At 42.3% G+C, this 19,682-nt stretch carries 18 protein-coding genes; 17 read left to right on the forward strand and 1 reads right to left on the reverse strand.

All coding sequences use genetic code 11. The annotated features are described in order from the left end of the window. Positions 1-9: 9 nt before the first annotated feature. From KZX55_RS06730 to KZX55_RS06795, 14 genes are all read left to right on the forward strand, one after another. Positions 10-540, forward strand: a complete 531-nt coding sequence (locus tag KZX55_RS06730) for a cell division protein SepF (protein WP_248025899.1) — start codon at positions 10-12, stop codon at positions 538-540. Next, a complete protein-coding gene (locus KZX55_RS06735; RefSeq protein WP_000576502.1) occupies positions 540-800 on the forward strand; it encodes a YggT family protein in 261 nt (86 codons plus the stop codon). The genes KZX55_RS06730 and KZX55_RS06735 overlap by 1 nt, the downstream gene beginning before the upstream one ends. After that, positions 797-1,588, forward strand: a complete 792-nt coding sequence (locus tag KZX55_RS06740; protein WP_248025902.1) for an RNA-binding protein — start codon at positions 797-799, stop codon at positions 1,586-1,588. Before KZX55_RS06735 ends, KZX55_RS06740 begins: the two co-directional genes overlap by 4 nt. Positions 1,589-1,596: 8 nt before the next feature. Then, positions 1,597-2,391, forward strand: a complete 795-nt coding sequence (locus KZX55_RS06745; protein WP_248025904.1) for a DivIVA domain-containing protein — start codon at positions 1,597-1,599, stop codon at positions 2,389-2,391. Positions 2,392-2,644: 253 nt separating this feature from the next. After that, positions 2,645-5,437, forward strand: coding sequence for an isoleucine--tRNA ligase (ileS, locus tag KZX55_RS06750; RefSeq protein ID WP_248025906.1), 2,793 nt, complete (start codon positions 2,645-2,647; stop codon positions 5,435-5,437). 326 nt (positions 5,438-5,763) lie between these two features. Further along, positions 5,764-6,144: a hypothetical protein gene (locus KZX55_RS06755; RefSeq protein ID WP_000856379.1), complete on the forward strand. Its 381-nt coding sequence runs from the start codon at positions 5,764-5,766 to the stop codon at positions 6,142-6,144. A 188-nt stretch (positions 6,145-6,332) separates the two neighbouring features. Continuing rightward, the gene (locus tag KZX55_RS06760; RefSeq protein ID WP_000240120.1) at positions 6,333-7,025 is read left to right on the forward strand and encodes a phosphoglycerate mutase; all 693 of its coding nucleotides are present in this window, start codon (positions 6,333-6,335) and stop codon (positions 7,023-7,025) included. A gap of 120 nt (positions 7,026-7,145) precedes the next feature. After that, positions 7,146-7,847, forward strand: coding sequence for an ABC transporter ATP-binding protein (locus KZX55_RS06765; protein ID WP_248025907.1), 702 nt, complete (start codon positions 7,146-7,148; stop codon positions 7,845-7,847). Continuing rightward, positions 7,843-10,548 carry an FtsX-like permease family protein gene (locus KZX55_RS06770; protein ID WP_248026168.1) on the forward strand — a complete coding sequence of 902 codons (2,706 nt, stop codon included), beginning with the start codon at positions 7,843-7,845 and terminating at the stop codon, positions 10,546-10,548. Before KZX55_RS06765 ends, KZX55_RS06770 begins: the two co-directional genes overlap by 5 nt. 144 nt (positions 10,549-10,692) lie before the next feature. Beyond that, positions 10,693-10,962, forward strand: coding sequence for a 30S ribosomal protein S15 (gene rpsO / locus KZX55_RS06775; protein ID WP_001018251.1), 270 nt, complete (start codon positions 10,693-10,695; stop codon positions 10,960-10,962). A 378-nt stretch (positions 10,963-11,340) separates the two neighbouring features. After that, positions 11,341-12,387, forward strand: a complete 1,047-nt coding sequence (locus tag KZX55_RS06780; RefSeq protein ID WP_248025908.1) for a FecCD family ABC transporter permease — start codon at positions 11,341-11,343, stop codon at positions 12,385-12,387. Position 12,388: 1 nt separating this feature from the next. Next, positions 12,389-13,144 carry an ABC transporter ATP-binding protein gene (locus KZX55_RS06785; RefSeq protein ID WP_248025909.1) on the forward strand — a complete coding sequence of 252 codons (756 nt, stop codon included), beginning with the start codon at positions 12,389-12,391 and terminating at the stop codon, positions 13,142-13,144. Between the two features lie 19 nt (positions 13,145-13,163). Continuing rightward, on the forward strand, positions 13,164-14,174 hold the full coding sequence (locus KZX55_RS06790) for an ABC transporter substrate-binding protein (protein WP_247941056.1): 1,011 nt from the start codon (positions 13,164-13,166) through the stop codon (positions 14,172-14,174). Then, entirely contained in the window at positions 14,155-14,847 is a 693-nt protein-coding gene (locus KZX55_RS06795; RefSeq protein ID WP_248025913.1) for an alpha/beta hydrolase-fold protein, read from the forward strand. Before KZX55_RS06790 ends, KZX55_RS06795 begins: the two co-directional genes overlap by 20 nt. A 42-nt stretch (positions 14,848-14,889) precedes the next feature. Here the strand turns inward: KZX55_RS06795 and KZX55_RS06800 are convergent, their stop codons facing one another. After that, positions 14,890-15,639: a lysophospholipid acyltransferase family protein gene (locus KZX55_RS06800; protein WP_248025914.1), complete on the reverse strand. Its 750-nt coding sequence runs from the start codon at positions 15,637-15,639 to the stop codon at positions 14,890-14,892. A gap of 133 nt (positions 15,640-15,772) precedes the next feature. Between KZX55_RS06800 and KZX55_RS06805 the strand changes: the two genes are divergently transcribed. From KZX55_RS06805 to KZX55_RS06815, 3 genes are all read left to right on the forward strand, one after another. Next, positions 15,773-18,109, forward strand: coding sequence for a cation-translocating P-type ATPase (locus tag KZX55_RS06805; protein WP_248026172.1), 2,337 nt, complete (start codon positions 15,773-15,775; stop codon positions 18,107-18,109). A gap of 101 nt (positions 18,110-18,210) precedes the next feature. Then, positions 18,211-18,888, forward strand: coding sequence for a tRNA (adenine(22)-N(1))-methyltransferase (locus tag KZX55_RS06810; protein ID WP_248025917.1), 678 nt, complete (start codon positions 18,211-18,213; stop codon positions 18,886-18,888). Continuing rightward, positions 18,875-19,672, forward strand: a complete 798-nt coding sequence (locus KZX55_RS06815; protein ID WP_248025920.1) for a Nif3-like dinuclear metal center hexameric protein — start codon at positions 18,875-18,877, stop codon at positions 19,670-19,672. The genes KZX55_RS06810 and KZX55_RS06815 overlap by 14 nt, the downstream gene beginning before the upstream one ends. The last annotated feature ends 10 nt before the right edge of the window (positions 19,673-19,682 follow it).

A 19,682-nucleotide genomic window follows, 5' to 3' on the forward strand; every position in this document is an offset into this window, starting at 1 on the left:
GAGAGAGCTATGTCTTTAAAAGATAGATTCGATAAATTTATAGATTATTTTACAGAAGATGGAGAAGACGTGACGAACTATCAGATTCAACAAGAGGACACTGTTAGTCCAACCATCTCATCATCTAAAGAATTACCAGCATCTGCTCAGCCGGGATCAGTAAAAGATGCGAATATTACTCGCCTCCATGCTCGTCAACAAGAGTTGGCAAAGCAAAACCATCACTCAGATGAGAAAGTGACGATTGATGTTCGTTATCCAAGAAAGTATGAGGATGCAACTGAGATTGTTGATTTGTTAACTGGAAATGAAAGTATTTTGATTGATTTCCAATACATGACAGAAGTACAAGCGCGTCGCTGCCTTGATTACTTGGATGGAGCTCGTCACGTCTTGGCTGGAAATATGAAAAAAGTTGCGAGTACGATGTATCTATTGACGCCTGTCAACGTTATCGTGAATATTGAAGATATCAAACTTCCAGATGAATCACAAAGCGCTGAGTTCGGCTTTGATATTAAACGAAATAGAGCAAGATAATGATTTTCTTAATCCGTTTAATTCAGAATGCAGTTAGTATTTACTCCATCATTCTCGTTGCATTTGCTCTTCTTTCATGGTTTCCAAATGCCTATGAAAGCCAGCTAGGTCGCCTAGTTATCAGACTTGCTCGTCCAGTTATTGAGCCACTTCGTAAGCTCAATTTACAATTTGCTGGTCTTGATTTTACGGTTTGGGTCGCGCTGATTCTAATCCAGTTTCTTGGAAATATCTTAACACGACTAGTACTATTACTATGACAGTAAATCGAGCTATTTATCAGCATTTTTCCCAAGATGATATTCCCTTTATTGACAAGGGAGTAGAGTGGATCAAGCGGGTAGAAGATACATATGTACCGGTGCTTACTCCTTTTATCAATCCCCATCAGGAACAGATTTTAAGGGTGCTTGCTGGGACATATGGACTGGGTTGCCAAAGTAGTGGTGATTTTCTTCCGACGGAGTCGGTTCGTGTTCTTCTCTATCCAGATTACTTTGAACCGGAAATATCAGATTTTGAAATGGCCTTGTTGGAAATTTGCTATCCGAGTAAGTTTGAACAGCTGAGACATGGAAAAATATTGGGAACAATCATCAACCAGCTAGGAATTGACCGTAAATTATTTGGTGATATCTTGGTAGATGAAAAGAGAGCACAGATTTTTGTCAATCGTGATTTTATTCCTCTTTTTCAGGATGGAATAAGAAAGATTGGCAGACTTCCTGTATCGCTGGAGGAACGTCCTTTTACCGATAGGATTATATCTAAAATTGACTTTAGAGAACGAGAAATTTTAGTTTCGAGTTTCCGATTGGATGCCCTCTTATCAAGTGCCTTGAAATTATCTAGAAATCAAACTAGTCAACTGATTGAGAAAAAATCTGTCCAAGTAAACTATCATCTGGTTGAAAAATCTGATTACCAGGTTGCCGTTGGAGATTTGATCAGTGTGAGAAAGTTTGGCCGTCTAAAAGTTGTCAAAGACAATGGACAGACAAAAAAAGACAAGATAAAATTAAGCATTCAATTATTATTAAGTAAGTGAGGAAAAGTATGCCAATTACATCGTTAGAAATTAAAGATAAAACCTTTGGTACAAGATTTAGAGGTTTTGACCCAGAAGAAGTAGATGAATTTCTTGATATCGTTGTTCGTGACTATGAAGATTTGGTTCGTAGCAATCATGATAAAGAGACACGCATCAAGAGTTTGGAAGAACGTTTGTCTTACTTTGATGAGATGAAAGATTCCTTGAGTCAGTCAGTTTTGATTGCTCAAGATACTGCGGAGCGTGTCAAACAGGCTGCTCAAGAACGTTCAAACAATATTATTCAACAAGCTGAACAAGACGCTCAGCGTTTGCTTGAAGAAGCAAAATACAAGGCAAATGAAATTCTCCGTCAGGCAACAGATAACGCTAAGAAAGTGGCTGTTGAGACAGAAGAGTTGAAGAACAAGAGTCGTGTATTCCATCAACGCCTCAAGTCTACGATTGAAAGTCAATTGGCTATTGTTGAGTCATCAGATTGGGAAGACATTCTTCGCCCAACAGCAACGTATCTTCAAACAAGCGATGAAGCCTTTAAAGAAGTGGTGGGTGAAGTTCTTGGTGAAACTATTCCTTCACAACCTGAGGAAGAGCCTATTGATATGACTCGTCAATTCACACCAGAAGAGGTTGCTGAGTTGCAAGCTCGCATCGAGGCTGGAAATAAAGAATTAGCTGAGTTTGAAGCTCAACAAAATCAACAGACAGATGAAAGTGAACAACATAAAGAGTCAGTTGACGTAGAAACTACTGCAGCAACTGAGGAAGACGCAAACAAAGAATCTGTTCTTATCCTATAAAAGTAAATGTGAGAACAAAATCTAACCAACTATATTTTCAGCGAGCGGGAGATGGTGTGAGCCCTGCAATCCCTAGTCGTTAGATTATCCTCTCAACGAATCCAGTCTGAAAACAGTAAGACTGGACGTTCCCCACGTTACGGGAAAAGAGGAAAAGAGACCCTGTCTTTTTTCGAACAAAGGTGGTACCACGATTTTCGTCCTTTTTGGAAGTCGTGGTTTTTAATTTGTTAATATTTATAAAGGAGATACCATGAAACTCAAAGATACCCTTAACCTTGGGAAAACAGCTTTCCCAATGCGTGCAGGACTTCCTACCAAAGAGCCAGTTTGGCAAAAGGAATGGGAAGATGCAAAACTTTACCAACGTCGTCAAGAATTGAACCAGGGAAAACCGCATTTCACCTTGCATGATGGACCTCCATATGCAAACGGAAATATCCACGTTGGACATGCTATGAACAAGATTTCCAAAGATATTATTGTTCGTTCTAAGTCTATGTCAGGATTTTACGCACCTTATATTCCTGGTTGGGATACTCATGGTCTGCCAATCGAGCAAGTCTTGGCAAAACAAGGCGTGAAACGTAAAGAAATGGACTTGGTTGAGTACTTGAAACTTTGCCGCGAGTATGCTCTTTCTCAAGTAGATAAACAACGTGAAGACTTTAAACGTTTGGGTGTTTCTGGTGACTGGAAAAATCCTTATGTGACCTTGACTCCAGACTATGAAGCAGCTCAAATCCGTGTCTTTGGTGAAATGGCTAAAAAAGGCTATATCTACCGTGGGGCCAAGCCAGTTTACTGGTCATGGTCTTCTGAGTCAGCCCTTGCTGAAGCAGAAATTGAATACCATGACTTGCTTTCAACTTCCCTTTACTATGCTAACCGCGTCAAAGATGGTAAAGGTGTCCTAGATACAGATACTTATATCGTCGTATGGACAACAACTCCATTCACTATCACAGCTTCTCGTGGTTTGACAGTTGGAGCAGATATTGATTATGTATTGGTACAACCAGCTGGCGAATCTCGTAAGTTTGTGGTTGCTTCAGAATTACTGAATAGTCTTTCTGAGAAATTTGGCTGGGCTGATGTTCAGGTCTTGGCGACCTACCGTGGTCAAGAATTGAACCACATTGTGACAGTCCACCCATGGGATACGGCTGTAGATGAGTTGGTGATCTTGGGTGACCACGTTACGACTGACTCTGGTACAGGTATCGTCCATACAGCCCCTGGTTTTGGTGAGGACGACTACAATGTCGGTGTTGCCAACGGCCTTGAAGTTGCTGTAACAGTTAACGAACGCGGTATTATGATGGAAAATGCTGGTCCTGAATTTGCGGGTCAGTTCTATGACAAGGTTGTGCCGACTGTTATCGAAAAACTGGGAGATTTACTCCTTGCTCAAGAAGAAATCTCTCACTCATACCCATTTGACTGGCGTACGAAAAAACCAATCATCTGGCGAGCTGTTCCACAGTGGTTTGCTTCTGTATCTAAATTCCGCCAAGAAATCTTGGATGAAATTGAAAAAGTGAAGTTCCACTCAGAATGGGGGAAAGTTCGTCTTTACAATATGATTCGTGACCGTGGTGACTGGGTTATCTCTCGTCAACGTGCTTGGGGAGTTCCCCTTCCTATCTTCTATGCTGAAGACGGAACACCAATCATGACAGCTGAGACTATTGAACATGTAGCTCAACTCTTTGAGGAACACGGTTCTATCATCTGGTGGGAACGTGATGCTAAGGACCTCTTGCCAGAAGGATTTACTCATCCAGGTTCACCAAATGGCGAGTTCAAGAAAGAAACAGATATCATGGACGTATGGTTTGACTCAGGTTCATCATGGAATGGAGTAGTGGTCAACCGTCCAGAACTCAAATATCCAGCAGATCTTTACCTTGAAGGTTCTGACCAGTACCGTGGTTGGTTCAACTCATCACTTATCACATCTGTTGCTAACCATGGCGTTGCTCCTTACAAACAAATCTTGTCACAAGGATTTGCCCTTGACGGTAAAGGTGAGAAGATGTCTAAATCTCTTGGAAATACCATTGCTCCAAGCGATGTAGAAAAACAATTCGGTGCAGAAATTTTGCGTCTCTGGGTAACAAGTGTGGACTCAAGCAACGATGTGCGTATTTCTATGGATATCTTGAGTCAAGTCTCTGAAACTTACCGTAAGATCCGTAACACCCTTCGTTTCTTGATTGCCAATACATCTGACTTTAACCCAGCTCAAGATGCAGTGGCTTACGATGAGCTTCGTTCCGTCGACAAGTACATGACCATCCGCTTTAACCAACTTGTGAAAACGATTCGTGATGCCTATGCTGACTTTGAATTTTTGACAATCTACAAGGCCTTGGTGAACTTTATCAACGTTGATTTGTCTGCCTTCTACCTTGACTTTGCCAAAGACGTTGTTTACATCGAAGGTGCCAAATCATTGGAACGTCGTCAAATGCAGACTGTTTTCTATGACATTCTTGTAAAAATTACCAAACTCTTGACACCAATCCTTCCTCACACTGCAGAAGAAATCTGGTCATATCTTGAGTTTGAAGCTGAAGACTTCGTTCAATTGTCAGAATTGCCAGAAGCAGAGATATTTGCTAATCAAGAAGAAATCTTGGATACTTGGGCAGCCTTCATGGATTTCCGCGGACAAGCTCAAAAAGCCTTGGAAGAAGCTCGTAATGCAAAAGTTATCGGGAAATCACTTGAAGCACACTTGACAGTTTATCCAAACGAAGTTGTGAAAACTCTACTCGAAGCAGTAAACAGCAATGTAGCTCAACTTTTGATCGTGTCAGAATTGACCATTGCAGATGGACCAGCTCCAGAAGCTGCCGTTAGCTTCGAAGATGTTGCCTTTACAGTTGAACGCGCTGCAGGTGAAGTATGTGAGCGCTGCCGTCGTATTGACCCAACAACAGCAGAACGCAGCTACCACGCAGTCATCTGTGATCACTGTGCAAGCATCGTAGAAGAAAACTTTGCGGATGCAGTCGCAGAAGGATTTGAAGCGAAATAATCAGAATAGACTGAGAAAGGTCGCTAAAATCATAAAAACGCATAATATCAAGAGTTCAAGTGCTTTGATATTATGCGTTTTATCATGGGAAAATTTACTAGCCCATTTCCTCAAATGAAGTTCTTCCTGGCCTGTCCGTGTAGATAATTAACATAATCAACTATTCAGTTTTCTCATAATTTTATATTTCTACTAATTATAAAGAGAGTTTAGAACTTAAAATTATTTTTTAAAAATCAATATTTATTATAAAATTTTATAAGATTGTTTAATTTTTAGATAAATTATGATAGAATAATACCTATAAAAATTTTAAGGAGATTATTATGAAAACAAATACACTTGCTCGTGTCAACGCTATTTTTGGTCTTATTTCAGGAATTGTATTGCTTTTAGCGCCAGTCATCATGTTTATCATGGCTGTTGGAGCTGCTGCGGCAACTGAAGACGCAGATGTAACGGTTGGGACATTGACAGGGCTCTCAATTATTTTGTCATTGGTTAAAATTGCTGTTTTAGTATTGGGAATTGTGGCTATTGTTTATTATAAAGATGATGAACGTGTTACGAATGCACCTTCTGTTTTGCTCATTGTAGGTGGTGCGGTCGGCTTGATTCCATTTTTAGGATGGGTAGGTGGAATTCTAACCATTATTGGTGGTTCACTTTATTTTGGAACATTGAAAAAATTTGTAATTGAAGAGTAGTAGTTTTCCAATTATTTGGACGGGACTATTTCATCCTCTATCGGGAACAATTATGATAGTACGATAAAGAGAAGACTGCTAAGCTCTTCTCTTTTTAGTTGATTTTAACTAGCTTTTTTGTGAAAAATTGTGTAAAATAGAATAGATAAACGAGGGACACCTCGAAAAATAAAAGGAGAATCCATCTAATGGTAAAATTGGTTTTTGCTCGCCACGGTGAGTCTGAATGGAACAAAGCTAACCTTTTCACTGGTTGGGCTGATGTTGATTTGTCTGATAAAGGAACACAACAAGCGATTGACGCTGGTAAATTGATCAAAGAAGCTGGTATCGAATTTGACCAAGCTTACACTTCAGTATTGAAACGTGCGATCAAAACAACAAATTTGGCTCTTGAAGCTGCTGATCAACTCTGGGTTCCAGTTGAAAAATCATGGCGCTTGAACGAACGTCACTATGGTGGTTTGACTGGTAAAAACAAAGCTGAAGCTGCTGAACAATTTGGTGATGAGCAAGTTCACATCTGGCGTCGTTCATACGATGTATTGCCTCCTGCAATGCCTCATGATGATGAATACTCAGCTCACACTGACCGTCGTTACGCTTCACTTGACGACTCAGTCATTCCAGATGCTGAAAACTTGAAAGTGACTTTGGAACGTGCCCTTCCATTCTGGGAAGACAAAATCGCTCCAGCACTTAAAGATGGTAAAAACGTATTCGTAGGAGCTCACGGTAACTCAATCCGTGCCCTTGTAAAACATATCAAACACTTGTCAGATGATGAAATCATGGGTGTAGAAATCCCTAACTTCCCACCATTGGTATTCGAATTCGACGAAAAATTGAACGTCGTAAAAGAATACTACCTTGGAAAATAATCTATAAACAGAAAGCCTAGGAATTCCTAGGCTTTTTTGTTTTTGCTTCTGGTTTCCAACTAGTTGAAAAAGCGTTATAATGATAATAGGAAGTAATTTGTTTGAGAGAAGGTGTGTCTGATGACTTATATTGAAATGAAACACAGCTATAAGCGTTACCAGGTCGGTGATACGGAGATTGTGGCTAATCGTGATGTGAATTTTGAAATTGAAAAAGGGGAGCTGGTTATTATCCTTGGCGCTTCAGGTGCTGGAAAATCAACTGTTCTCAATCTCCTAGGAGGTATGGATACCAATGATGAGGGGGAGATTTGGATCGATGGTGCCAATATTGCCAACTATAGTTCGCACCAACGAACAAACTATCGTCGTGAAGATGTAGGTTTTGTTTTTCAATTTTACAATCTGGTCTCCAATCTGACAGCCAAGGAAAATGTGGAACTGGCCTCAGAAATCGTTACAGATGCCTTGGATCCTGAGCAGGTCTTGACAGATGTAGGTCTGGCTCATCGCCTCAATAACTTTCCAGCCCAGCTTTCTGGAGGGGAGCAACAGCGAGTCTCCATTGCACGCGCTGTAGCCAAAAATCCTAAGATCCTCCTCTGTGATGAACCGACAGGTGCCTTGGATTACCAAACGGGGAAGCAAGTCTTGAAGATTCTCCAAGACATGTCTCGTCAAAAAGGAGCGACGGTGATTATTGTGACCCACAATGGCGCGCTAGCTCCTATTGCAGACCGGGTGATTCACATGCGCGATGCCACGGTTAAGAGCATGACGATCAATGAGCGTCCGCAGGATATCGATACATTGGAGTATTAGGATGAAAAAAACATACCGGAAAGACCTATTTCAGTCAGTGACGACTTCAAAGGGACGCTTTGTTTCTATCTTAACCTTGATGATGCTGGGTTCTTTAGCCCTAGTAGGTCTTAAAGTAGCCAGTCCAAACATGGAACGTACGGCAGAAGATTATCTCCGTAAAGCCAATACTCTGGATCTGGCCGTGATAGCTGATTATGGCTTGGACAAAGAAGACCAAGACGAACTAAAGACCATTCAAGGAGCAAGTGTTGAGTTTGGCTATATGGCAGACCTAACAGTTGAAAATAGTGAGGAAGCGGTTCGACTTTATTCCAAACCAGAGAGCATTTCAACCTTCCAAGTGACAGAAGGACGACTGCCAGAAGCTAATGAGGAAATTGTCTTGGCTGATTTCTGGAAAGACCGCTATCAGATTGGAGAGACCATTACCTTTAGCAAGAAAGAAGAAAAGTCCGTCCTAAAATCCCAAACTTTCACAATTACCGGATTTGTTCAGTCGGGTGAAATCCTTTCTAAAGAAGATTTAGGAAGTGCTAGTAGTGGAAATGGAAGCTTGGCTGGCTATGGAGTGATTTTACCAAGTCAGTTTGATTCAGATGTTTATAGTATTGCCCGTGTGCGCTATGATGATTTAAAAAATCTGGATGCTTTTTCATCAGACTATAAGACCAAACGAACCCAACATCAGGAAGAGTTGCAAGATTTGCTAGCCGATAATGGTCAAAAAAGATTGGCAGGTATCAAAGCAAATGGGCAAAAGAGCTTGGAAGAGGGGAAAGAACAGCTCCAAACTGCTGAAAGCAACTTTCAAAATGGCAATAGTCAGTTAGAGCAGGCTGAAAGTCGCTTGAAAACCCAAGAAGAACAAGCGACCGCTTTACCAGAACCGCAAAAGAGTCAAATCGAGGGACAGCTGATAAAAGCAAAGGAAGAACTGGCGACTCAAAAAGAAAAACTGGCTCAGACAGAGAGTAATCTAGCCAAGGAAAAAGAGAAGCTTGAACAGCGTCAGAAAGAGCTTGATGAACTGGCAGAGCCGAAATATCACATATACAATCGCCAAACCATGCCAGGGGGTCAAGGCTATCTCATGTACAGTAACGCTTCAGCAAGCATTCGTTCTGTCGGGAATATCTTCCCCGTGGTGCTTTATATGGTCGCTGCAATGGTGACCTTTACAACTATGACTCGCTTTGTGGATGAAGAACGTACCAATGCCGGTATTTTCAAGGCCCTAGGTTACCGGAATCAAGATATAATTGCCAAGTTTGTCCTCTATGGTTTTCTTGCAGGAACTGTAGGAACCATTTTAGGAACGCTTCTAGGACATTATCTCCTTGCAGGCGTGATTTCGGATGTTATAACAGCTGGGATGGTTGTTGGTAAAAGTCAGGAGTATTTTTACTGGTCTTATAGCCTCCTTGCCCTAACCTTAAGTTGGGTATCCAGTGTTTTGCCGGCTTATTTGGTGGCACGGAGGGAACTACACGATGAAGCAGCCCAACTCTTACTTCCAAAACCTCCCGTTAAGGGATCAAAGATTTTGCTGGAGCGCCTGAGCTTTATTTGGAGTCGTTTGAGTTTTACTCATAAGGTTACGGCGCGAAATATTTTCCGTTATAAGCAACGGATGTTGATGACCATTTTTGGAGTTGCAGGTTCGGTGGCTCTCTTATTTGCAGGTCTTGGCATTCAGTCTTCTGTAGGAGGAGTTGTCGAGCGTCAATTTGAACAAATCCAGCAATACCAGATGATTGTAGCGGAAAAGAGCAGTGCGACGGAGCAAGAAAAAGCAGATCTGGAAAGTGCCTTGCAGGCTGAATCTATCCATGCTTACCAAAAGATTTATTCTAAATCCATTGAAAAAGATTTTAAAGGAAAAGCAGGACTTCAAACCATCACCATGATGGTTACTAGTGGAGAAGACTTCAAGCCCTTTATCGCATTAGAGGAAAATGGCCAAGAGGTGGAGATTACTGATGGAGCGGTCGTGAGTCAAAAACTAGCTCAACTAGCAAATGTTAAGGTTGGGGACGAGCTGGAGCTTGATGGGAAGGAAATCAGGGTCGCGGCTATTTCTGAAAACTATGTTGGACACTTTGTTTATCTCAACCGAGCAACTTACGAACAAGTCTACGGCACCAGTCCACAAGACAATACCTACCTAGTAAAATTAAAAGAGCCAACACCATCAAATACGGAGAAAGAAGCTGCTACCTTCATGGAAAAAACTGCTGTTTCTGGGGTGGTCCAAAATGCGACTGCCATCCATCTCTTTGAATCCGTGGCTAGTTCGCTCAATAAAACCATGGCAATCCTTGTCCTTGTTTCCGTTTTACTAGCCATTGTTATTCTCTACAATCTCACTAACATCAATGTTGCAGAACGTATCCGTGAACTTTCGACTATCAAAGTTCTCGGTTTCCACAATAAAGAAGTGACCCTCTATATCTACCGCGAGACCATGGTGCTATCCCTTGTGGGAATTGCTCTCGGTTTGGTAGCTGGCCACTATTTACATCAATTTTTGATTCAAATGATTTCACCAGCCACCATACTCTTCTATCCTCAGGTCAGCTGGGAAGTTTATGCGCTTCCAATCGTAGCAGTGACTGTGATTTTGGCTTTACTGGGCGTCTTTGTCAATCACCACTTGAGAAAAGTAGATATGCTCGAAGCCCTGAAATCAGTAGAGTAATTCAAGGGTCTAAACAGTAAATCAGTTGACAAAGTCTCTGCTTCTTGGTAGAATAAGAACTGTCGTAAAGACAAATAACTTCTTCTTGGTTGCAGGCATGCCAACCTGTCACTCGGATGAAGCCAAATAAAAAGGAGAAACATCATGGCAATCTCAAAAGAGAAAAAAAATGAAATCATCGCACAATATGCACGTCACGAAGGTGATACAGGTTCAGTAGAGGTTCAAGTTGCTGTCCTTACTTGGGAAATCAACCACCTTAACGAACACATCAAACAACACAAAAAAGACCACGCTACTTACCGTGGATTGATGAAAAAAATCGGTCGCCGTCGTAACTTGCTTGCATACTTGCGTAAAAATGACGTTAACCGTTACCGTGAGTTGATCAACTCTCTAGGACTTCGTCGTTAATCTTGCGTCTAAAACGTTTCTATACTTCGTTGCCTTCGCCTCGATGTACCATCAGTACAATCTTCGGCTTGTCGCCTAGTCTATAAACGTTTTATCCAGCAAGAATAAAGCTCTCTGATTTCAGAGGGCTTTTTGTTTTATCCGCTTGCTTAGGCCGTGTTCAATTAAGTATATCTTGATAATGAAGCTACTCTAAATTGGGTAGCTTTTTTACTTTTGTCACTTTACCTCGATATACTCAAGTATAATCTTCGGTTACGATTATTAGCACTGTAAGACCAACTATATTTATTTTTCTCATCTTGTTCCATTGTTGAAAATATGGTATACTTTTTATGAGAATTTTCTAAATTTTTAATTTTGTCTAAGGAGGTTTTCATGCTTTCCAAATTTTCTGGAAGCCGACGGGACCTGCAATTTGTGTTACTTTTAGGTATTTTGCTAGCTACTCTAGGAATTTCGCTCTTTTTAGCAGTTTCTATGGGATCCGTTGCGATTGATCTAGGAGATACCTATCGGATTATTTTGAGCAGGTTGGGTTTTCCTCTTGAGATAGGAGAGGTTTCCAAGTCTACTCTTGCCATTGTATGGAACATGAGATTCCCCCGAGTATTGTTAGGTCTGATAGTAGGGGCTGGTCTTTCTATGTGTGGCAGCGTGATGCAGTCTACAGTGAACAATCCTATTGCTGAGCCCTATGTCTTAGGAATTTCTGCGGGTGCAACTCTAGGAGCAACCTTAAGCATCATTCTTGGTTTAAAATTGGTGATTAGCCTTGGAGCTTTTTTAGGAGCTATTTTGGCAACAATTGCTGTCCTTATCATTGCCTCTATGCAGGGCAGGATGACGACTTCCAGTCTGATCTTATCAGGAACGGTTGTCAATGCTCTCTTTCTGGCATTTTCCAACTTTATTATCTCAGTTGGCGCTAATGCGGACAGTGTGATGACCATTAAGTTTTGGACCATGGGCTCGCTTGCCGGGACTACCTGGTCTGACTTAGTCCTGCCAACTATAGTAGTAGGAATGGCTTTTCTATTTTTCTCTACTCAGTATCGTGTTTTTAATGCGATGATGATGGGAGATGAGGCTGCTTTAACTCTGGGGATTCCCTTACGCTTTTATTGGTATCTTTATGTGACCATGGTGGCTGTGCTGACAGCAGTCTTAGTGGCAACTTGTGGGATTATTGGATTTGTTGGTCTCATTACTCCTCACTTAGCTCGAGGGTTAGTAGGAACGAATTACAGGAGACTTTTTCCCGTTGCGACCTTACTGGGGGCCCTCTTTGTCGTCTGGGCAGATGTACTCTCTCGTGTCATCATTCCAAATGCTGAGCTGCCGATTGGTATTTTCACAGCCTTAGTAGGTGCTCCCTTCTTCATCTACATTGTAGGAGGTAGGCGAAGGGAGGTGAGGGCCTGATATGGGCTTGATTTGTCAGGATGTCCACTTTGGACTGGGAGAGAAAAAAATCCTCAAAGGAGTTTCTCTTAAGGTTGAGGGGCATCAATTTCACACGATACTAGGACCAAATGGAAGTGGGAAAACCAGTCTGCTTAAACTCCTCTATCGTCAGGAAAAGGCGGACAAAGGCTTGATAAGACTAGATGGAAAGCCACTGGAACATTGGTCACTCAAAGAAACAGCCAAGCAAATGGCAGTTGTAACCCAGTTTAATCAATTGCAGTTTGATTGTACAGTTGAGGAAATCGTCTTGCTGGGAAGAACTCCTCACCTCTCTTTTTTACAGAAGGAAAAGGAAAGAGATTATGCCCTCGTTCAAGATGCTCTCGTCAAGGTGGATATGCTTGAGAAGAAAACTCGTCTCTATTCGTCTCTGTCAGGGGGGGAGAAACAACGAGTCTTATTAGCCCGCGCCTTGGCGCAAGAACCAACTCTCTTGCTCCTGGACGAACCAACCAATCACCTAGATATCAAGTACCAGCTAGACTTGTTAGCCATTGTGAAGGAGCTCAAAATCAATGTTCTAGCTGTCCTGCATGATATTCAACTTGCTTGTCGCTATTCGGATTATCTCTATCTGATGAAAGAGGGGGAAATCCTTTACCAAGGGACTCCAAAGGAGACCATCACCCCTGAGTCATTACAAACTGTATATGGAGTTCAAAGTCAGGTTACTTGGACCGAGGATCAGCAAGCCATGATTCACTATTTATAAGAATGAAAAGGAAAACAAAATGAAAAAAACACTCAGTATTTTACTCGTAACAGTAGCTACCCTAACCATGGCAGCTTGTGGTAACACTACCACTGAAAAAGCTACTACACAGTCTAGTACAGAAACAAGTCAGAAGGCCAGCACAGAGACGACTTATCCGTTAACGGTCAAGACCTATGACGCTAAGGGAAATGAAGTCGAACAAGTCTTTGACAAGGCACCTGAAAAAGTTATCACCAATAATCTTTCAACTACTGAAATTTTGTTGGAACTAGGCTTGAAGGATAAAATTGCTGGCATGCTCAACCCTGACAATGCTGTAACAGACAAATACAAGGACGCGATTGCGACCATTCCTCAAATCGGTGATAAAAAAACAGTCTCTCAAGAGACAGTCCTTTCTTATGAGCCAGATGCGGTGATGGGTCGAAACATGATGTTTTCAGAAAAATCCTTGGGAACAGTTAGCGCTTGGAATGAAAACAAAATCCCAGTCTATACGCAAAAAGCTTCTCTCTCAACGATTCAGCAAGATTTGGGAAATATCGTAGAAGATGTCAAAAATCTTGGAATGATTTTCAATGTTCAGGACAAGGCTAATGAATACGCAGCCCAATTACAAGCTAAAATTGACGCTGTTAAGAAAGCAAATCCAACAAGCCAAGGTGAAAAGAAAAAGGCTTTGATTATGGTTGCTTATAATGATGAAACCTTTGGTGCCTACAAGTCTGCTTTGCAAGAAAGCTTGTTGAATCAACTTGGTTATACAAACGTTGCAACGGGAACATCAGGCTTGACCTTGGAAAATCTCGTGTCAATGGATCCTGAGTTGATTATCTATGTGACCAGCGACCGCAATAAAAAATTGGATGCCAACGCAGTAGAGTTGATGAAAGCAAATGAAGTTTTGGAAAACGTTCCTGCAATTAAGAATCAAAAAATCATGACCATTTCTTACGATGAGTTGATGGACTATGGTCCAGCAGTGATTGATTCCCTTGAGAAAATCAATGACTTTATCAATAAATAATGAGTTTGATTGGGAAGGAATCCAAGTTAGGGTCAGTCTTCCTTCGACCTATGATCCCAACCAAACCTATCCAGCGATTCTTTTGAATGATGGAAACTTGGATTTCCTATCCTCCCTTTCAGAATCTGTGATTTTAGTGGGCTTGACCTCTAAAAATCGTCTAGACGACTACACTCCCTGGAAGGCATCTGCTCTGAGAGATGGAGCTCCAGATTTTGGCGGTCAGGCAAATGCCTATCATGGTCATTTATTTGGAGGTCTTTTAGATAAGTTGCAGTCGCTTTATCGCCTGGACAAAAATCGCCTTGCTTATGGAGGATACTCACTAGGTGGTTTGACAGCAGTATACAGTCTTTTCCATTTTGACAAGGTCTCCTGTGTCTTCTCTATCTGCGGTTCATTTTGGTATCCTGATTTTACGACTTATTGCAGGGAAGAGAAAGTGAGAAATCTAGATTGTTTGCTGTATTTACAGAATGGTCAAACAGAAGGAGCCCATCATACCAATCGCTTGGCTCAAGCACCAGTCTATGCTGCGCAGATCCATACCAGTCTTCAGAAACACTATCCGACTAGTCAGTTTGTCTTTGATCCCTATGGGCATCATGAGCAAGTGGCTGAACGATTCCTAGCCTTTTCCAATTGGTTGGCCCAAAAATGGAAAATCGAATAAAAGAATTATCCCTTGGCAAAAGCCAAGGGATAATTGTATTTTTTAACCAAGAGCTTCTCTCTTCTTATCTGGATTCCAGATAAAGCTTGCGACGAAAGTAAAGATAATCGTTAGGATACCAACAATCACAGCAAGAATGAGGGCAGGGATGCGGACAAACCACCAGAGTGGGTTTGGTTTTTTATCATTGTGCCACTGCTTGGTTTCTTCGTCCAAACGTTGGAATTCTGCTTGGATACGGTCTGCAACCATTTCAATCCCTTCATCATTCATTTTCTTGATGTCTGAGATATCGATAGGATTTCCAAAGTTCATATCCACACGTTCACGGCTAACCAAGCCCTTCAAGGTCATGGGACCGGTGTAGGTAACAGGCATGATACGGACCTTGGCCATTTTGGCAATCAAGGCAACTCCACCCTTGACATCGTTTGAGTGACGGCTCCCACTTGGAAACATGATGAGAGAGCGGTCGCTTTTTTTGAGGACGTTGATAGGGTACTTGATGGCAGAGGCACTAGGTTTTTCCCGATCGATAGGAAAGGCGCCACACATACGGATCCACCAGCCAAAGATGCGGTTGTTAAACAGCTCTTTTTTGGCCATAAAGATGAACTGTTTTGGCTTGGTCGCAAAGGCCATGTAAACTGGATCCCACCAAGTCCGATGAGGTGCTACTAGGATATAGTTTTCATCTTTACTAGGGATTTTATCAGTATTGTGGTAGTGGGCATTGCCATTGATGGACCACAAGATCAGCATGACTAGTCCACGCAAATAAGTATAGAACATGAGAACTCCTTCGATTGTATTGCTTTTATTATTATACCTTATCAAAAGACTACTGGCAAACTTTTTCAGTTATCAACCAACAGTTTTTGGATGAGATTAGAATTCTTCTAGAAAAAATGATATGATAGAATTCATGGATAAAAATAAGATTATAGGATTAACCCAAAGAGAAGTAAAGGAAAGACAGGCTCAAGGTTTGGTCAATGACTTTACCGCATCAGCTAGTACCAGTACTTGGCAAATCATCAAACGAAATGTTTTTACACTTTTTAACGCATTAAACTTTGTTATTGCTCTAGCGCTGGCCTTTGTGCAGGCTTGGAGCAATCTGGTCTTCTTTGCTGTTATCTGCTTTAACGCTTTTTCTGGGATTGTGACTGAGCTACGGGCCAAACATATGGTGGACAAGCTCAATCTCATGACCAAGGAAAAGGTCAAAACCATCCGTGATGGTCAAGAAGTCGCTCTCGATCCAGAAGAATTAGTCCTAGGAGATGTCATTCGTTTGTCTGCGGGAGAGCAGATTCCTAGTGATGCCCTGGTTCTGGAAGGATTTGCGGAAGTCAATGAAGCTATGTTGACTGGTGAGAGTGATTTGGTACAAAAGGAGGTTGATGCCTTGCTTTTGTCTGGGAGTTTCTTAGCCAGTGGATCAGTTTTGGCTCAAGTTCACCATGTTGGGGCAGAAAACTATGCTTCCAAACTCATGCTGGAAGCCAAGACTGTGAAACCCATCAACTCTCGCATTATGAAATCGCTGGACAAGCTGGCAGGTTTTACTGGGAAGATTATCATTCCCTTTGGTCTAGCTCTCTTGTTAGAAGCCTTGATTTTAAAGGGTTTGCCCCTCAAGTCATCCGTTGTAAATTCATCGACTGCCCTTTTGGGAATGTTGCCCAAGGGAATCGCCCTTTTGACCATTACTTCGCTCTTGACTGCGGTGATCAAGCTGGGCTTGAAAAAGGTCTTGGTGCAGGAGATGTACTCTGTCGAGACCTTGGCGCGCGTGGATATGCTCTGTCTGGACAAGACGGGCACCATCACCCAAGGAAAGATGCAGGTGGAGGCTATTCTTCCTCTGACGGAAACATATGGTGACGAGGCTATTGCCAGCATTTTGACTAGCTATATCGCTCACAGTGAGGATAAAAATCCAACCGCCCAAGCCATTCGTCAGCGTTTCCAAGGACAGGTTGCCTATCCTATGCTTTCGAATCTTCCTTTCTCAAGCGACCGCAAGTGGGGAGCTATGGAGTTAGAAGGGCTAGGAACGGTTTTCTTAGGTGCGCCTGAAATGTTGTTGGAAAATGAAGTCCCTGAAGCTAGAGAGGCCTTGGAGCGAGGTTCTCGTGTCTTAGTCTTGGCTCTCAGTCAGGAAAAACTAGATCATCACAAACCACAGAAACCATCTGATATTCAGGCTCTAGCCTTGCTGGAAATCTTGGACCCTATTCGAGAAGGAGCAGCTGAGACGCTGGACTATCTCCGTTCTCAGGAAGTGGGACTCAAAATTATCTCTGGTGACAATCCAGTTACAGTGTCCAGCATTGCCCAGAAGGCTGGCTTTGCGGATTATCACAGCTATGTAGATTGCTCAAAAATCACGGATGAGGAATTGATTGCCATGGCTGAAGAGACAGCTATTTTCGGACGTGTTTCCCCTCATCAAAAGAAACTCATCATCCAAACGCTGAAAAAAGCAGGGCATACAACGGCAATGACAGGGGACGGAGTCAATGATATCCTGGCCCTTCGTGAGGCGGATTGTTCAATCGTAATGGCTGAAGGGGATCCGGCGACACGTCAGATTGCCAATCTAGTTCTCTTGAACTCAGACTTTAATGATGTTCCTGAGATTCTCTTTGAAGGCCGTCGTGTGGTCAATAACATCGCCCATATCGCACCGATTTTCTTGATTAAGACGATTTATTCCTTTTTGCTTGCGGTGATTTGTATTGCCAGTGCTCTTCTGGGACGGTCTGAATGGATCTTGATTTTCCCCTTCATTCCAATCCAGATTACCATGATCGACCAATTCGTGGAAGGTTTCCCACCATTCGTTCTGACTTTTGAGCGAAATATCAAGCCTGTCGAACCAAACTTCCTCAGAAGATCCATGCTTCGTGCCCTACCAAGTGCCCTCATGGTCGTGTTCAGCGTTCTTTTTGTGAAAATTTTTGGAGCGAGTCAAGGTTGGTCTGAGTTAGAAATCTCAACCCTACTCTATTATCTCCTTGGGTCTATCGGTTTCTTATCTGTATTTAGAGCCTGCATGCCATTTACCCTCTGGCGTGTCCTCTTGGTTGTCTGGTCAGTAGGTGGTTTCCTAGCCACAGCTCTTTTCCCAATGATTCAAAAGTTGCTTGAAATTTCAACCTTGACAGGACAAACGTTGCCTGTTTACCTCGTCATGATGGCTGTCTTTACTGTGATTTTCATTCTAACCAGTCGCTATCAAGCTAGAAAATAAAGAAAGGCTGCAATCTGTGGATTGTGGTCTTTTTAGGTGCAAGATTGCTAGCTGAAATATGGTATAATAAAAGGTAATAGAGTTTTGGAAAGTGAGAGAAGATGATTTCAAAGAGATTAGAATTGGTAGCTTCCTTTGTGCCACAAGGGGCCGTTTTACTAGATGTGGGGAGTGACCATGCTTATCTGCCAATCGAGTTAGTTGAGAGAGGCCAAATCAAAAGCGCCATTGCAGGTGAGGTGGTGGAAGGCCCCTACCAGTCAGCGGTGAAAAATGTTGAGAATCACGGTCTAAAGGAGAAAATTCAGGTTCGTTTAGCCAATGGCTTAGCGGCATTTGAAGAGGCTGACCAAGTCTCTATTATCACCATTGCTGGTATGGGTGGCCGTTTGATTGCTACCATATTGGAAGAAGGATTGGAAAAGCTAGCTAATGTAGAGCGTTTAATCCTCCAGCCCAATAATCGAGAAGACGACTTGCGCATTTGGTTGCAAGACCACGGTTTTCTGATCGTAGCAGAAAGCATCCTAGAAGAAGCTGACAAGTTCTATGAGATCTTGGTGGTGGGAGCGGGACAAATGAAGCTATCAGCCAGTGATGTCCGCTTTGGTCCCTTCTTGTCCAAAGAAGTCAGCCCAATCTTTGTTCAAAAATGGCAAAAAGAAGCAGCTAAGTTAGAGTTTGCTCTTGACCAAATCCCAGAGAAAAATCGAGAAGAACGTCAAGTTCTAGCTCATAAGATTCAAGCCATCAAGGAGGTGCTCCATGCTAGCAAGTGAAGTGATTAGCGCATATGAAGCCTTTTGCCCCCAGGAATTTTCTATGGAGGGAGACAGTTGTGGCCTGCAAATCGGCACTTTAGACAAGGATATCCAAAGGGTCATGGTTGCCCTTGATATTCGTGAAGACACGGTGGCTGAAGCCATTGAAAAGGGTGTGGATTTGATTATCGCCAAGCACGCGCCTATCTTTCGTCCTATCAAGGATCTGGTAGCTAGCCGTCCACAAAATCGGATTTACATTGATTTGATTAAGCATGACATCGCAGTTTATGTCAGCCATACTAATATTGATATCGTTGATAATGGGCTAAATGACTGGTTCTGCCAGATGCTAGGTATCGAGGAAACGACTTATCTGCAGGAAACAGGCCCTGAACGTGGGATTGGGCGGATTGGGAATATTCAGCCTCAGACTTTTGGGGTATTGGCCCAGCATGTCAAGCAAGTCTTTGGTCTAGATAGTCTTCGAATGGTACATTATCAAGAGAGTGATTTGAAGAAGGAAATTTCAAGAGTTGCCATTTGCGGTGGTAGTGGTCAGTCTTTCTATCCTGATGCTTTGGCAAAGGGGGCAGATGTCTACATCACTGGTGATATCTACTACCACACTGCTCAGGATATGCTGTCTGATGGCTTGTTGGCATTGGACCCAGGCCACTATATTGAAGTTCTCTTTGTGGAAAGAATCGCAGCACTACTTACTCAATGGAAGTCAGAAAAGGGCTGGACTATTGATATCTTGCCTAGTCAGGCATCAACTAATCCTTTCCACCATATCTAGTTAGAAGGTG

The organism is Streptococcus halitosis, assembly GCF_023147855.1.
In the GTDB taxonomy this organism is placed as follows: Bacteria; Bacillota; Bacilli; order Lactobacillales; family Streptococcaceae; genus Streptococcus; species Streptococcus halitosis_B.

Coding starts and splice junctions, on each gene's coding strand:
- KZX55_RS06730 (WP_248025899.1), top strand. CDS start 10: ATGTCTTTAAAAGATAGATTCGATAAATTTATAGATTATTTTACAGAA.
- KZX55_RS06735 (WP_000576502.1), top strand. CDS start 540: ATGATTTTCTTAATCCGTTTAATTCAGAATGCAGTTAGTATTTACTCC.
- KZX55_RS06740 (WP_248025902.1), top strand. CDS start 797: ATGACAGTAAATCGAGCTATTTATCAGCATTTTTCCCAAGATGATATT.
- KZX55_RS06745 (WP_248025904.1), top strand. CDS start 1,597: ATGCCAATTACATCGTTAGAAATTAAAGATAAAACCTTTGGTACAAGA.
- ileS (WP_248025906.1), top strand. CDS start 2,645: ATGAAACTCAAAGATACCCTTAACCTTGGGAAAACAGCTTTCCCAATG.
- KZX55_RS06755 (WP_000856379.1), top strand. CDS start 5,764: ATGAAAACAAATACACTTGCTCGTGTCAACGCTATTTTTGGTCTTATT.
- KZX55_RS06760 (WP_000240120.1), top strand. CDS start 6,333: ATGGTAAAATTGGTTTTTGCTCGCCACGGTGAGTCTGAATGGAACAAA.
- KZX55_RS06765 (WP_248025907.1), top strand. CDS start 7,146: ATGACTTATATTGAAATGAAACACAGCTATAAGCGTTACCAGGTCGGT.
- rpsO (WP_001018251.1), top strand. CDS start 10,693: ATGGCAATCTCAAAAGAGAAAAAAAATGAAATCATCGCACAATATGCA.
- KZX55_RS06780 (WP_248025908.1), top strand. CDS start 11,341: ATGCTTTCCAAATTTTCTGGAAGCCGACGGGACCTGCAATTTGTGTTA.
- KZX55_RS06785 (WP_248025909.1), top strand. CDS start 12,389: ATGGGCTTGATTTGTCAGGATGTCCACTTTGGACTGGGAGAGAAAAAA.
- KZX55_RS06790 (WP_247941056.1), top strand. CDS start 13,164: ATGAAAAAAACACTCAGTATTTTACTCGTAACAGTAGCTACCCTAACC.
- KZX55_RS06795 (WP_248025913.1), top strand. CDS start 14,155: ATGACTTTATCAATAAATAATGAGTTTGATTGGGAAGGAATCCAAGTT.
- KZX55_RS06800 (WP_248025914.1), bottom strand. CDS start 15,639: ATGTTCTATACTTATTTGCGTGGACTAGTCATGCTGATCTTGTGGTCC.
- KZX55_RS06805 (WP_248026172.1), top strand. CDS start 15,773: ATGGATAAAAATAAGATTATAGGATTAACCCAAAGAGAAGTAAAGGAA.
- KZX55_RS06810 (WP_248025917.1), top strand. CDS start 18,211: ATGATTTCAAAGAGATTAGAATTGGTAGCTTCCTTTGTGCCACAAGGG.
- KZX55_RS06815 (WP_248025920.1), top strand. CDS start 18,875: ATGCTAGCAAGTGAAGTGATTAGCGCATATGAAGCCTTTTGCCCCCAG.